The organism is Arthrobacter sp. BG3 (assembly GCF_056680185.1).
Genome location: NZ_CM155270.1, coordinates 977,041 through 990,902 on the forward strand (window position 1 = coordinate 977,041; position 13,862 = coordinate 990,902).

Consider the following 13,862-nt stretch of genomic DNA (forward strand, 5'->3'; position numbering starts at 1 on the left):
GGTCAACCCTTCACGTACGGTATGCCGTCGGCGGCCGGCGGCCGGGACCGGCCGACCAGTCCGGCGACGGCAAAGACGGTCACGAGGTAGGGCAGCATGGCCATGAACTGGCTCGGCACCGGGGTGCCGATGATCGTCACAATGCTCTGCAGGTTGTCGGCGAAGCCGAACAGCAGCGCGGCGAAGAACGCCCCGATCGGATTCCAGCGCCCCAGGATCATCGCGGCGAGGGCGATGAAGCCGCGGCCGCCGGAGATCTCCTTGGTGAAGCTGTCTATCGCCACAAGCGTGAAGAACGATCCGCCGATCCCGGCGACGGCCCCGCCGAGGGTGACGTTCCAGAACCGGGTCGCGTTGACCTTGATGCCCAGCGTGTCGGCGGCCTGCGGGTGCTCGCCCACAGCCCGGACACGCAGGCCCCACTTCGTCTTGAACAGCCCGATCCACACCACAACCACGGCCACGTACATCAGGTAACCCACCACGGACTGCTTGAAGAGGATGGGGCCGAGGACCGGGATGCTGGACAGGACCGGGATTTCGATGATGGGAAGCCGGCCCGGCGAGTTGAACATTTCCTTGTTGGCCTGCATCACGGTGCTGAACAGGAACCCGGTGAGGCCCGAGATCAGGACGTTGAGCACCACACCGACGATGATCTGGTTCACCACGTACTTGATGCTGAACACCGCCAGGACCATGGACACGAGGGCGCCTGCAACGGCCGCCGCGAGCAGGCCCAGGTACGGGTTGTCCGTCAGGCTGGCCACGATCGCTGCCGTGAAGGCGCCGCCCAGGAGCTGGCCTTCGATGGCGATGTTCACGACGCCGGCGCGTTCGCACAGGACACCGGACAGGGACCCAAAAACGATCGGCACGGCCAGGGTCACGGAGCCGGCGATGAGGCCGGCCAGCGAGATGCTGGGGGTCCTGGCGCCGCCCACGACCCAGATCAGGAAGGAGACCACGAAGAGGACTGTAAACACGACCGGCAGCCAGCGGGGCGGCCGGGCGTTCTTCGTCTTCAGGAACATGGCGTAGCCCGCGAGGCCCAGCATGATCACGGAGAGCAGCATGCCGGCGAGGTAGGCGGGCACTTCGATCGCGGGCAGCTGGAAGAAGTCCCCGCCGGAGGAAATGCCGAACTTGGCAGTCCCATGGGGGCCCAGCAGGCCAAAAACGATGAATGCGACGACGGCGAGCACGGCCAGCGTCACCGGCAGCTTCCAGGTGACCGGCTTGGCGGACACCGCCGGTTTGCGGTTCCTGTCCGGGTGCGGTGGCCCCTGCTGTGGCTTGAGGGGTTTTCCCGGAACGGGAGAGGTAGCTGTTGTGCTCATGCTGCACCTCCGGTGGTTGCTGCCTTCGGGGACTTGCCGGCGGGTGCGGCCTTCTTCTTGCGCGGGTTGAGTCCGAAGATCGCCCGGACCAGCGGCGGCGCCGCGATGAACAGCACGATCAGCGACTGGACCACCAGGACGATGTCGATCGGGGTTCCGGTCTGGATCTGCATCTGGACCGCGCCGGCGCGGAAGGCGCCGAACAGCACACCGGCGGCGAAGGTGCCCCACGGCGTCGAACGTCCCAGCAGCGCGACGGTGATGGCGTCAAAACCGTAGGTCGCCGCGACGCCGTCGGTGAGGACCTTTTCGGTCCCTGCCACCTGCGCGACGCCGGCCAGCCCGGCCAGGCCGCCGGCGATGGCCATCACCAGGATGGTGGCGCGGGGAACATTGATGCCGGCAGTCAGGGCCGCTTTGGGGTTGGCCCCGACGGCGCGGAACTCGAAGCCGAGGGTCGAGCGGTTCAGCAGCCACGAGACGAACACTGTCGCGGCGATGGCCAGCAGGAAGCCGATGTGCAGCCGGTACTGGCTGCCGAAGATCTGCGGGTACACCGCTGTCGGGTCCAGGATCGGGGAGATCGGGGTGGTTTCGCCAGGCCGCTGGAACGCCTCCGAATCGAGGAGGTACCGGACGAAGTAGAGGGCGATGTAGTTGAACATGATGGTCAGGATGACCTCATGGGCCCCGGTCCTCGCCTTGAGCACGCCCACCAGGCCGCCCCAGACGGCGCCGCCGATGACGCCTGCGAGCAGGACCAGCAGCAGGTGGAGCCCCACCGGCAGGTGCAGGGCGAAGCCCACCCACGAGGCCAGGATGCCGGCCATGATGATCTGGCCCTGGGCACCGATGTTGAACAGGCCCGCGCGGAAGGCCAGGGCGACGCCGAGGCCGGCGGTGATCAGCGGGGTGGCGATGGTGAGGGTCTCCATCAGCGGGGCGAACTGTCCGCCCACCCCGCTCCCCCGCGGGTTGAAGACCGAGCCCTGGAAGAGCGCTACGTAGGAGCCGGTGGCGGCCGACCAGACGGCGGACAGGAAGTCGGCCGGCCGGGCGAAGAAGTAGCTTGACGTGGCCGCGACCACCTTGTCCGTGCTGGCAATGAGCAGTCCGCCCAGGATCAGGGCGAGGAGGACGGCCAGGATGGTCACCACGCCGTTGCCGGTGAAGATCTTGCGCAGAACCGAGTCCGGCTCCTCGGCTCCGGGGAGGGTTCCGCTCTGCGCCGAGACCGGAACCGCCGACGGCTGCATCGCCCCGCCGGCGGTGTCCAGCGCGGTGACAAAGGCGGCGTCCTCCGCGTCGGGGGTCTCAATGTCCGCGTCGGTCGCCAGCGATTTCGGGGACTGAGCTGCCGGAATCCGGTCCGGGCCCGGTTCAGCCGTGCGTCGCGGCTCGTTGTTCTCACTCATGGTCGTCTCCTACGGCGCCGGAGCGGGACTCCTGCACTGGCTGGGCGGCGGGCGCTTGGTTTGTTGCCTGGGGTGCGGCGGGGCTCCCCGCGGTGGTGTCCGCGGTGGGTACCGCGTGGCTGCCGGCGGTGTCGCCGAGGGCGTCCTCCGGGGACAGCCCGGCCATCATCAGGCCGAGGACGCCGCGCCCGGTGCCGGCCGGGACGATGCCGACGAGTTTGCCCTTATAGAGGACGGCGATCCTGTCGGCGAGGTCAATCACCTCGTCCAGTTCGGTGGAGACGATCATCACCGGGGTGCCGTGGTCGCGCTCTGCGACAATGCGCTTGTGCAGGAACTCGATGGATCCGACGTCCACGCCGCGGGTGGGCTGGGAGGCGATGAAGAGCCGCAGCGGCCGGGAGAGCTCCCGGGCCATCACTACTTTCTGCTGGTTGCCGCCGGAGAGGGTGCCGGCCGCCAGCGAACCCGACGGGGTGCGCACGTCGAACTCATCGATCCTCGTCTTGGCGTTCTCCAGGACCTTTGCCGGGCTCATGCTGATGCCCTTGGCGAACGGGGCCTGGTCATAGCGGTCCAGGATCAGGTTTTCGGCGATCGAGAAGGTACCGATCAGCCCGTCGACGGAGCGGTCTTCCGGCACGAAGCCGACGCCGGCGTTGAGGACTTCCTTGACGCTGCGGCCCAGGAGCTCCTCGCCGTCGAGCAGGATGGAGCCGTGGACGCGGTCCTGGAGGCCCAGGATGGCCTCGGTCAGCCCCGTCTGGCCGTTGCCCTGGACGCCGGCGATGGCGAGGATCTCGCCGCGGGCGATGTCGAAGCTGATGCCGTCCACAACGTGCTGGCCGCTGGGCGCGATCACGGTCAGGTCCTTGACCTCGAAGGTGGTCTCCTGGGGCTTGGCCGGGGCCTTGTCCAGTGTCAGGTTCACGGCGCGGCCCACCATCATGGAGGCCAGTTCCGTCGTCGAGGCGCCGGGATCTGCAGTGCCGACCACCTTGCCGCGCCGGATCACCGTGATGGTGTCGGAAACTGCCTTGACCTCGCGGAGCTTGTGCGAAATGAAGACGATCGAGGTTCCGTGGCTCTTGAGCTGGCGCATGATATCCAGCAGCTCATCGGTGTCCTGCGGGGTGAGCACCGCCGTGGGCTCGTCGAGGATGAGCACCTTCGCGTCGCGGACGAGGGCCTTGATGATTTCCACCCGCTGCTGCACCCCCACCGGCAGGTCCTCGATCAGCGCGTCGGGGTCGACGTCGAAGCCATACCGGTCGGAGATCTCCTGGATCTTCCGGCGGGTGTCATCGAGGTTGAGGAATCCTCCGGCCGTGGTGGTTTCCGCCCCCAGGGCGACATTTTCGGCAACCGTGAAGACCGGGACCAGCATGAAGTGCTGGTGCACCATGCCGATGCCCGCGGCCATGGCGTCGCCCGGGCCGCGGAAAGTGACGGGTTTGTCGTCGACGAGGATCTGGCCCTCGGTAGGCTCGTACAGCCCGTACAGGACGTTCATCAGCGTGGACTTACCCGCGCCGTTTTCGCCGAGCAGACAGTGAATCTGCCCGGGTTCAACAACCACATCGATGTGATCGTTGGCTACCAGGGAGCCGAAGCGTTTGGTGATCCCCTTGAGTTCAAGTTTCAAAACCCTGACCAATCTCGAGGTGTCCGGCTGGCCTTGCCCGGACGGATGATGGGGCTGCAGGAACAGCCTAGTGCCTGCAACCGGAAGCGGAGTCGGTCCGCTCAACGAAAAGCGCCACAGCCCGTGCGGTGGATGACCGGACGGGCCGTGGCGCTTGGCGGAGGGAGTTAGACCTTCGGGCTGGCTTCGGATTCAACCTTCAGCTTGCCGTCGGCGATGTCCTTCTTGATCTGCTCCAGCTGGGTCTTCACTTCGGCCGGAACCGCGGAATCCATGTCGTGGAACGGGGCCAGCTGCACGCCGTCGTTCGCGAGGGTGCCGACGTACGGCGTGTTGCTGAACTGGCCGTCCTTGTCCTGCTTGACGACCGTCTCGACGGCCTCGCCCATCAGCTTCATGACGGAGGAGAGCATGATGTCCTTGTAATCCGGAGCCGTGAGGAAGCCGTCGGAGTCAACCCAGATGAGCTTGACGTCCTTGCCTGCTGCCTTGGCTTCCTTCAGGGCCGCGCCCGCACCCTTGCCCACCGGACCGGCGACGGGCATCACGATGTCCGCGCCCTGGTCCAGGAAGTTCTGGGTGAACTGCTTGCCCTTGTCCTGCTTTTCGAAGTCGCCGGTGAAGGAACCGTCCTGCTTGGCCTTGTCCCAGCCCAGCACCTTGACGTCCTTGCCGTTCTTCTCGTTGTAGTACTTGACGCCGTCGGCGTAGCCGTCCATGAAGATGGTGACGGTGGGGATCTTGATGCCGCCGAAGGTGGCGACCGTTCCGGTCTTGGTGGTGCCGGCCGCGAGGTAGCCCGCCAGGAATGCAGCCTGGGCCGTGTCGTAGATGATCGGCTTGACATTGCTGATCGGGGTCTCGTAGCCGAAGTCGATGATGGCGAAGTGCTTGTCCGGGTTCGCCGTTGCCTGGGCCTTGGTGGCGTCACCGAGCAGGAAGCCGACCGTGACGGTCAGGTTGCAGCCTGCAGTGACCATCGCGCGCAGGTTGGGCTCGAAGTCGTTGTTGGTCTTGGACTCGGCCTGGTTGACCTTGATGCCCAGATCCTTCTCGGCCTTCTTCAGACCCTCGTATGAGGACTGGTTGAAGGACTGGTCGTCGAATCCACCGGAGTCGGAAACGATGCAGCCGGTGTAGTTGCTGGCCGACGGCGTGGCGCTGCTGCTGGCGGTCGGGGCGGCTCCGCAGCCGGTCAGCAGAAGGGCAGCCGCACCCGCGGTGGCGACCCCGGCCATGGAACCGCGCTTGAAGGTTGCACGCAGAGAGTTCTTCAATTTTCCTCCAGGAAGAAAGAGTAGGCGCTACGACGGAGCTCAATGAGTGTCTGTTGGCGGGGTTGCCGCTGAAACGCTGTTTTCACTGATGGATTTCGCAGCACTGCGCCAAGGCGCACTGATGGAAGCAACACTAGTGTCCTGCGACACATCTAAGTAGCACAGTTCACAGCAATTCCACAGATTGTTGAGAACTTGTTACCAAGCGGTAGGGACGGCAAACCCCGCCCCGGATTCACCGGGGCGGGGTTTGCAGCTGTCAGCCTTTTTGGGCGAGGCGCCTTAGACGCGGACCAGCATCTTGCCGGTGTTGGCGCCGTCCAGCAGATCCATGAAGGCCTGCGGGGCGTTCTCCAGTCCGTCCACAATGGTCTCGTCGTACCGGACGGTGCCGTCGGCGAGCCAGCCGGACATGGCCTCCACGAACTCGGGCATGTACTGCCAGTAGCCGCTGACCAGGAAGCCTTTGAGGGTCAGCTGCTTGCCGATGGCCTGCATGAGGTTCCGCGGGGCCGGTGTGGGCTCGGTCGAGTTGTACTGCGAAATGGCTCCGCACATCGCCACCCGGCCACCGACGGTAAGCGCCGACAGCGCCGCTTCAAGGTGTTCCCCACCGACGTTGTCGAAGTACACGTCGATCCCGCGTTCGCCTGCGGCCGCGGCGAGCTGCTCGGCAACCGGGCCATCGTGGTAGTTGAACGCCGCGTCGAAGCCCAGCTCCAGCAGCCGCGCCACTTTTTCCGGAGAGCCGGCGCTGCCAATGACCCTGGACGCGCCCATGGCCTTGGCGATCTGGCCGACCAGGGAGCCGACCGCCCCGGCGGCACCGGAGACGAAGACGACTTCGCCGGGCTTGTTGCCGGCGACCTTGATCAGGCCGGCGTAGGCCGTCAGGCCGGTCATGCCAAGCGCGCCGAGGAAGGCCGTCGCGGGGGCGAGGTCGGTGCGGGCAGGGGTGGTGGCACCGGCGTCGAGCACGGCATATTCGCGCCAGCCCAGTGAATGGACCACCGTGTCGCCCACTTTGCGGTCAGCGGACCGGGAGGCGATGACCTCGCCGACGGCGCCGCCGTCTAGCGCGGCGTCGAGGGCAAACGGCGCCGAGTAGGACTTGACATCGTTCATCCGGCCGCGCATGTAGGGGTCCACCGAGATGAAGAGGTTGCGGACCAGGACCTGGCCGTCCTCGAGTTCGGGCAGGGCCGTATCGGCAAGGCGGAAGTTCTCCGGCACGGGGCGGCCGTGCGGGCGGGATGCCAGCTGGATCTCGCGGGTGGTGGCGGGAAGGGTGGCGGTTTCGGTGATGGTGCTCATGCGGCGACCTCCAGGATCGTAATGTCGACAGTGATGTTGCCACGGGTGGCATTGGAGTAGGGGCAGACTTCGTGCGCCTTGGCCACGAGGGCCTCGGCCGTTTCCCGGTCCACGGCGGGCAGGGCAATCTCGAGTTCCGCGGCGATGCCGAAGCCGGGTCCGTCGGCGAGGGCGCCGAGGTGGATCCTTGCGGCGACGGCGGAATCCGTCAGGTCCGCCTTGGCCTGGCGGCCGACGAGCCGCAAGGCGGAGTGGAAGCAGGCCGCGTAGCCCGCCGCGAAAAGCTGCTCGGGGTTGGTGCCTTCGCCGTTGCCGCCGAGTTCCACGGGGCTGGCCAGGGTCACCTTGAGCTTGCCGTCCTTGGTGACGGCGGTGCCGTCACGGCCTTCGCCCGAGGCCAGCGCCTCAGCCGTGTAAAGGGTTTTCATGGGATCCAATCTGTTGGGAAAATCTGGTGGCCCGCGGCGAACTCGCCGGACGCCTGCGCAGGCGCCGTAAACTTCCGGCGAGCTGGCGCGCCTCCCGCGATTCCGACGTCGGCGGCGTCCGCCACCCCGACGCGGGGGGGCTTCAGCGGGAGCCGTGCAGCGCGGCGGTGAGCCGGGCCAGGGTCTCGCGGAGCTGGTCTAGCTCCGCGGGCGAGAGCCCGGCCGCGTCGGCGAGCCGTTGCGGGATGCCGGTGGTCCGGGCGCTGAGAGCGGTGCCGGCCTCGGTCAGGAAGACCTCAACCCGGCGTTCGTCCTCGGCCGAGCGCCGCCGTTCCACAAGGCCCAGGGACTCAAGCCGCTTGAGCAACGGGGACAGCGTGCCGGAGTCAAGGCCCAGCTCCTCCCCCAGTTCGCGGACGCTGCGCGGCTCCTCTTCCCAGAGCACCAGCATGACGAGGTACTGCGGGTAGGTCAGGCCGAGCTCGTCGAGCACCGGCCGGTACGCCGCGGTGGCGGCGCGGGAGGCCGAGTACATCGCGAAGCAAAGCTGCCGGTCCAGCCGGGGGGCGTTAAGCGGGAAACCATCGGTCATAGCTATACGATAGTCCACAATTAAGTTGTGCACAACTCATCTACGTCCCGACACCCCCGCCGAGGTCAGAGTTCGCGCCCATGAAGCGCCCGACGACGGGCACGTGCTCTCACCTCGGCGGGAGCGGGCCGGCTGGGGGTGGGAAGTACGAGGGCGAGCCGGGCGCGGCGCAGAACGGCGGCGCCGCTGGCGGCAGGGGCCTAGAGGTCGCGGAGGGTGCGCAGGGCCGCGGCGGTGAGCACCTTGATGCCCAGGCCCAGGGCGCGTTCGTCAAGAATGTAGTCGCCGCGGTGCAGGTCGTACTCCTCGCCGCCGGGCGTCTTGGTGCCCAGGCGCATCATGGCGCCGGGGAGGTCAGCGAGGAACCACGCAAAGTCTTCGCCGCCCATGGACTGCGGCGTCAGGACCACTGCGCCTTCGCCGATCTCGGCGCGGGCCGCGGCTTCGATCAGGGCGGTCTCGTGCTCGGAGTTCACCACGGGAGGCACGCCGCGGGTGTGTTCCAGGTGGACATCGACACCGTACGGAGCGGCGATCTGCTGCACGACCTCGTCGAGGATGACCCCGGCGCTGTGCCAGGCGTCGCGGTCCAGGCAGCGCATGGTGCCCGCCATGTAGCCGCTGGCCGGGATGGCGTTGGGCGCGGAGCCTGCGGAGATGTGGCCCCAGACCACGGAGACGCCGCTGCGGACATCGACGCGGCGGGAGAGCACGGCGGGAACGTTGATGGCGATCTGCGCGAGGGCGAAGACGAGCTCTTCGGTCAGGTGCGGCCGTGAGGTGTGGCCGCCGCGGCCGGTCAGTTCGATCTTGATCGTGTCCGAGGCGGAGGTGATGGCGCCGATCCGGGTGCCGATCTTGCCCACTTCGATCCGGGGGTCGCAGTGCAGGGCGAAGATCCGGGGAACACCATCGAGGACGCCCTGCTCGATGCAGCTCTGGGCGCCGCCGGGCATGGTTTCCTCGGCCGGCTGGAAGATGATCCGCACGGTGCCGCGCAGCGGCGACTCCTCGTGCATGCGCTGCAGGACCAGGGCCGCGCCGAGCATGGTGGCGGTGTGCACGTCGTGACCGCAGGCGTGCGTGACGCCATGGTTCTTCGAAGCGAAGGGAAGACCTGTTTCCTCGATGATGGGCAGTGCGTCGATGTCGCCGCGCAGGGCGGTGGCGATCGGACCGTCCCCGATGTCCACCGTCAGGCCTGTGCCTTCGAGGCGCCGCGGCTTTAGGCCCGCTTCCTCAAGCCGTTTCGCGAGCTTGTCCGTGGTGCGGAACTCCTTGAACGACAGTTCAGGGTGCGCATGCAAGTCCCGGCGGAAGGCGATCAGTTCCGGCAGCAGGGGCTCGAGCCACGGCCCCACCAATGTGGTGGGGTCAGTTTCAGTGGAGTAGTTGCGCACGGGACAACTCTAGCGAGCGCACAAAAAATAGCGGCATCGCGTACGGCGCGTTACGGATCGGGAAACACTCCGGGCCCCGCCGAAGGTCAGGGCAGGGCCCGAAATCCCGCACGGCTCCGCAGATTAAAGGACGCCGGACGCTGACTCCGGAAACTGACGCCGCCGGACGCCGTCTCCGGAAACTACAGCACGTCCGTGTCGCCGCTGGCCTTGAGTGCATCGACGGCCTGCTTCACGCGCTGGGAGTGTTCCTTGTGCATGACCAGCAAGGCGTCAGGGGTATCGACAACGACGACGTCCTTGATGCCGATCAGCGCGATCACCCGTTTGGTATCGGAGACCACCACGCCGCTCGCGTCCTCGGTGAAGACGCGGGCGCCCTCGCCGATCACGGTGACGTCCTTGACTTCCTTGGCGCTGTTGAGCCGGCCCACCGAGGCGAAGTCCCCGACGTCGTCCCAGCGGAAGGTGCCGGGAACGACGGCGACGTCGCCGGCGGCCGCTGCCGGTTCGGCCACGGCGTAGTCAATCGCAATCTTGGGGAGGGTGGGCCAGATACGGGCCTTGACCTCGTCGCGCTGCGGGGTGTCCCAGGCCCGGGCGATTTCCTGCACGCCGGCGAAAAGCTCGGGCTGGTTGGCTTCGAGGTGCTTGAGCATCAGCGCGACGGGGGCCACGAACATGCCGGCGTTCCAGACGTATTCGCCACTGTCGACATACTCCTGGGCGACCTCTTCGCTGGGCTTCTCCACGAACTCAACGACGGCCTGGGCGCTGGGGGCACCGTCAACGCCGAGGTTCTTCCCGGCCCGGATGTAGCCAAAGCCGGTGGAGGGGTGGGTGGGCTTGATGCCGATCGTGACGATCTTGCCGGCCGCCGCGGCGTGGATGGCTTCCCTGACGGCCGCGTGGAACAGTGCGTCCGGGCTGATGACCTGGTCCGCCGCGAAGGAGCCCATGATGGTGTCCGGATCGCGTTCGTGCAGGATCGCGGCGGCCAGGCCGATGGCGGCGCCGGAGTCCTTGGGCTCGCTCTCGAGCACCAGGTCCGCGTCGTCGATCTCGGGGAGCTGGCGGCAGACCGCGTCCCGGTGCGCCATCCCGGTAACCACGAGCATGTGTTTTCCGGCGAGCGGCTCGAGCCGGTCGTAGGTGGACCTCAGCAGGGTACTGCCCGAGCCCGTGAGGTCGTGAAGGAACTTGGGGGCTGCAGCACGCGACAGGGGCCAGAGGCGGGTCCCCACACCGCCTGCCGGAATCACCGCAATAAATCGGCCCAGGGCCGAGCCTTGAAGTGAGTCCTGGCTTGTCGCTTTGTCTGTATTCATCACGGCTACTTTAGCTGAACGGACCGAAACAGTCCCCGACCCGGCGGCGGACACGACACATCACGGTCTTCCGGGGCCGCAGACCGGAAGCAGACCGGAAGCGGTACGGGCGCTTCCGGCGGACAAGGAAATGTGGCGTTCGTCTCAAAACTGGACGAAAACCGCGCCGGGCGCCGTCACCAAGCGGTGGCTGAATTGAATAAGCTGTGGGCGAAGCCTAGATTTAGGCTTGAGCTTACGAGTGCTCTCGCAGCAGGCGTTCCCCCCGCGTGGATCCCATGCCAGCGCCGCTGTGTTGCAGGGAGGTTTATTCAGTGCCGACAAAACCAGCTGGCACCTTGTACCGCGGCCGTGAAGGCATGTGGTCCTGGGTTGGACACCGCATTACCGGTGTAGTGATCTTTTTCTTCTTGTTGGTCCATGTGCTGGACACCTCATTGGTGCGTGTGTCCCCCGAGGCCTACACCGCCGTGATTGGTGCCTACAAGAACCCCCTGATGGCCCTGGGTGAAACGGGCCTTGTCGCAGCGATCGTGTTCCACGCCTTTAACGGCCTGCGGATCATCGCCGTCGACTTTTGGAAGAAGGGCGCGAAGTACCAGCGCCAGATGCTGTGGACGGTGCTCGGTCTCTGGGTAGTCGTCATGGTGGGCTTCTCCATCCGCCACCTTTCCCTCGCCCTTGGAGGTCACTAGCCATGAGTGCAACGCAGATTAAGAGCCCACGAAGTGGCGGCGCCAAGGTCGGCAGCGACCGGATCGCTCCGCAGTACCGCCGCACCGGCGGTTCCAAGGGCAACTTCGAAATGCTTGCCTGGCTCTTCATGCGGCTTTCCGGCGTCGTCCTGGTCGTCCTGATCTTCGGACACCTGACCGTGAACCTGCTGGTCGGCGAAGGCATCCACGCGATCGACTTCGGCTTCGTGGCCGGCAAGTGGGCGGACCCGTTCTGGCAGGTGTGGGACCTGGCCATGCTGTGGCTCGCCATGCTGCACGGAACCAACGGTGTGCGCACCATCATCAACGACTACGCCGAAAAGGACGCCACGCGCCTGTGGCTGAAGGTCGTGCTCTACGCAGCCACCACCGTCATCATCATCCTGGGCACCATGGTCATCTTCACCTTTGACCCGTGCCCCGTGGTCAACGGGGTCCAGCTGCCCGGCGGCTTCTGCCCCTCCCCGTAGCGGCGCAGCCCCAGCGGCAACCGATCCGGTGCCTGCCCGGGGCAGGCACCGGATTTCCACGAGGTTTCACCGGGCTGGCTCCGCCGGCCGGTGTTGTTAGCGAATTTTGAGAGAAAGAGCGTCTGGTATGCAGGTCCATAAGTACGACGTCGTCATCGTCGGTGCCGGTGGCGCCGGGATGCGCGCGGCGATCGAATCAGGTCAGCGCGCCAAAACAGCGGTACTGACCAAGCTGTACCCCACCCGCTCCCACACCGGTGCGGCGCAGGGCGGCATGTGTGCGGCCCTGGCCAACGTCGAGGAAGACAACTGGGAGTGGCACACCTTCGACACCATCAAGGGCGGCGACTACCTGGTTGACCAGGACGCCGCCGAGGTCATGGCGAAGGAAGCGATCGACGCCGTCCTGGACCTGGAAAAGATGGGCCTGCCGTTCAACCGCACGCCCGAGGGCCGCATTGACCAGCGCCGTTTCGGTGGCCACACCCGCGACCACGGCAAGGCCCCGGTCCGCCGCGCCTGCTACGCCGCAGACCGCACCGGCCACATGATCCTGCAGACCCTGTACCAAAACTGCGTCAAGCACAACGTGGAGTTCTACAACGAGTACTACGTGCTGGACCTGCTGACGGTCGAGGAGGACGCTGTCCGCGAGGACGGCACCACGTACAAGCAGAAGCGCGTCGCCGGCGTCGTCTCCTACGACCTCGCCTCCGGCGAACTGCACGTCTTCCAGGCCAAGTCCGTGGTGTTCGCCACCGGCGGCGCCGGCAAGGTCTTCAAGACCACCTCCAACGCCCACACCCTGACCGGTGACGGCATGGGCATCGCGTTCCGCCGCGGCATCCCGCTGGAGGACATGGAGTTCTACCAGTTCCACCCGACAGGCCTGGCCGGCCTGGGCATCCTCCTCTCCGAGGCCGCCCGCGGCGAAGGCGCGATCCTGCGCAACTCCGAGGGTGAGCGCTTCATGGAGCGCTACGCCCCCACCATCAAGGACCTCGCCCCCCGCGACATCGTGGCCCGCTCCATGGCCAACGAAGTCCGTGAGGGACGCGGCTGCGGCCCGAACAAGGACTACGTCCTGCTGGACCTGACGCACCTTGAGCCCGCGCACATCGACGCCAAGCTGCCGGACATCACCGAGTTCGCCCGCACCTACCTGGGTGTCGAGCCGTACACGGAGCCGGTACCGGTCTTCCCGACGGCGCACTACGCCATGGGCGGCATCCCCACCAACATCACCGCCCAGGTGCTCCAGGACAACGACACGGTTGTCCCGGGCCTCTACGCCGCCGGTGAGGTCGCCTGCGTCTCCGTGCACGGTTCCAACCGGCTGGGCACCAACTCGCTGCTGGACATCAACGTCTTCGGCAAGCGCGCCGGCATTGCCGCCGCGGAGTACGCCAAGACCGCAGAGTTCGTGGACCTCCCCCTTGACCCGGAGGCCTACACGCTGGACCTGCTGGACCACGTCCGCACCTCCGACGGCACCGAGAAGGTCGCTGCAATCCGCAAGGAACTGCAGGACACGATGGATGCCAACATGCAGGTGTTCCGCACCGCCGACACGCTGAACCAGGTCCTGACGGACATCGCGTCCTTCGAGGAGCGGTACCAGCGCATCAGCGTCCAGGACAAGGGCAAGCGCTTCAACCTGGACCTGCTCGAGGCCGTGGAACTGGGCTTCCTGCTGGAGCTCGCCAAGGTCATGACCGTGGCGGCCCTGCACCGCGAGGAATCCCGCGGCGGACACTTCCGCGAGGACTTCCCCGAGCGCGACGACGAAAAATTCATGAAGCACTCCATGGCGTACAAGGAAAAGCATGCTCCGGCGGATGGCACTGCGGGGACCGCAGAAACAACAGCCGGCATCCGGCTTGCCACCAAACCGGTGGTCTTTACGCGTTACGAGCCGATGGTGAGGAAGTACTAAG

At 66.5% G+C, this 13,862-nt stretch carries 12 protein-coding genes; 3 read left to right on the forward strand and 9 right to left on the reverse strand.

Features of this window, described 5'->3' with window-relative positions; translation table 11 throughout:
* Positions 1–2: 2 nt before the first annotated feature.
* From AC1MFL_RS04330 to AC1MFL_RS04370, 9 genes are all read right to left on the reverse strand, one after another.
* Complete coding sequence (locus AC1MFL_RS04330) at positions 3–1,340, reverse strand: ABC transporter permease (protein WP_479813627.1); 1,338 nt, start codon at positions 1,338–1,340, stop codon at positions 3–5.
* A complete protein-coding gene (locus AC1MFL_RS04335) occupies positions 1,337–2,755 on the reverse strand; it encodes an ABC transporter permease (protein WP_479813628.1) in 1,419 nt (472 codons plus the stop codon). The genes AC1MFL_RS04330 and AC1MFL_RS04335 overlap by 4 nt, the downstream gene beginning before the upstream one ends.
* Complete coding sequence (locus tag AC1MFL_RS04340) at positions 2,748–4,400, reverse strand: ABC transporter ATP-binding protein (RefSeq protein WP_479813629.1); 1,653 nt, start codon at positions 4,398–4,400, stop codon at positions 2,748–2,750. Before AC1MFL_RS04340 ends, AC1MFL_RS04335 begins: the two co-directional genes overlap by 8 nt.
* Positions 4,401–4,567: 167 nt before the next feature.
* The gene (locus tag AC1MFL_RS04345) at positions 4,568–5,677 is read right to left on the reverse strand and encodes a BMP family lipoprotein (protein WP_479813630.1); all 1,110 of its coding nucleotides are present in this window, start codon (positions 5,675–5,677) and stop codon (positions 4,568–4,570) included.
* Positions 5,678–5,959: 282 nt separating this feature from the next.
* Positions 5,960–6,991, reverse strand: coding sequence for an NADP-dependent oxidoreductase (locus AC1MFL_RS04350; RefSeq protein WP_479813631.1), 1,032 nt, complete (start codon positions 6,989–6,991; stop codon positions 5,960–5,962).
* Positions 6,988–7,419 carry an organic hydroperoxide resistance protein gene (locus tag AC1MFL_RS04355; RefSeq protein ID WP_479813632.1) on the reverse strand — a complete coding sequence of 144 codons (432 nt, stop codon included), beginning with the start codon at positions 7,417–7,419 and terminating at the stop codon, positions 6,988–6,990. Before AC1MFL_RS04355 ends, AC1MFL_RS04350 begins: the two co-directional genes overlap by 4 nt.
* A 142-nt stretch (positions 7,420–7,561) precedes the next feature.
* The gene (locus tag AC1MFL_RS04360) at positions 7,562–8,011 is read right to left on the reverse strand and encodes a MarR family winged helix-turn-helix transcriptional regulator (protein ID WP_479813633.1); all 450 of its coding nucleotides are present in this window, start codon (positions 8,009–8,011) and stop codon (positions 7,562–7,564) included.
* 200 nt (positions 8,012–8,211) lie between these two features.
* Positions 8,212–9,411, reverse strand: coding sequence for an amidohydrolase (locus AC1MFL_RS04365; protein ID WP_479813634.1), 1,200 nt, complete (start codon positions 9,409–9,411; stop codon positions 8,212–8,214).
* A gap of 182 nt (positions 9,412–9,593) precedes the next feature.
* Positions 9,594–10,739 carry a mannose-1-phosphate guanylyltransferase gene (locus tag AC1MFL_RS04370; protein ID WP_479813635.1) on the reverse strand — a complete coding sequence of 382 codons (1,146 nt, stop codon included), beginning with the start codon at positions 10,737–10,739 and terminating at the stop codon, positions 9,594–9,596.
* 314 nt (positions 10,740–11,053) lie between these two features.
* On the opposite strand from AC1MFL_RS04370, the gene sdhC reads away from it, so the two are divergent.
* From sdhC to sdhA, 3 genes are all read left to right on the forward strand, one after another.
* Entirely contained in the window at positions 11,054–11,434 is a 381-nt protein-coding gene (gene sdhC / locus AC1MFL_RS04375; protein ID WP_079553238.1) for a succinate dehydrogenase, cytochrome b556 subunit, read from the forward strand.
* A gap of 2 nt (positions 11,435–11,436) precedes the next feature.
* The gene (locus AC1MFL_RS04380) at positions 11,437–11,925 is read left to right on the forward strand and encodes a succinate dehydrogenase hydrophobic membrane anchor subunit (RefSeq protein ID WP_479813636.1); all 489 of its coding nucleotides are present in this window, start codon (positions 11,437–11,439) and stop codon (positions 11,923–11,925) included.
* Between the two features lie 127 nt (positions 11,926–12,052).
* Positions 12,053–13,861 carry a succinate dehydrogenase flavoprotein subunit gene (sdhA, locus tag AC1MFL_RS04385; RefSeq protein WP_479813637.1) on the forward strand — a complete coding sequence of 603 codons (1,809 nt, stop codon included), beginning with the start codon at positions 12,053–12,055 and terminating at the stop codon, positions 13,859–13,861.
* Position 13,862: the final 1 nt, after the last annotated feature.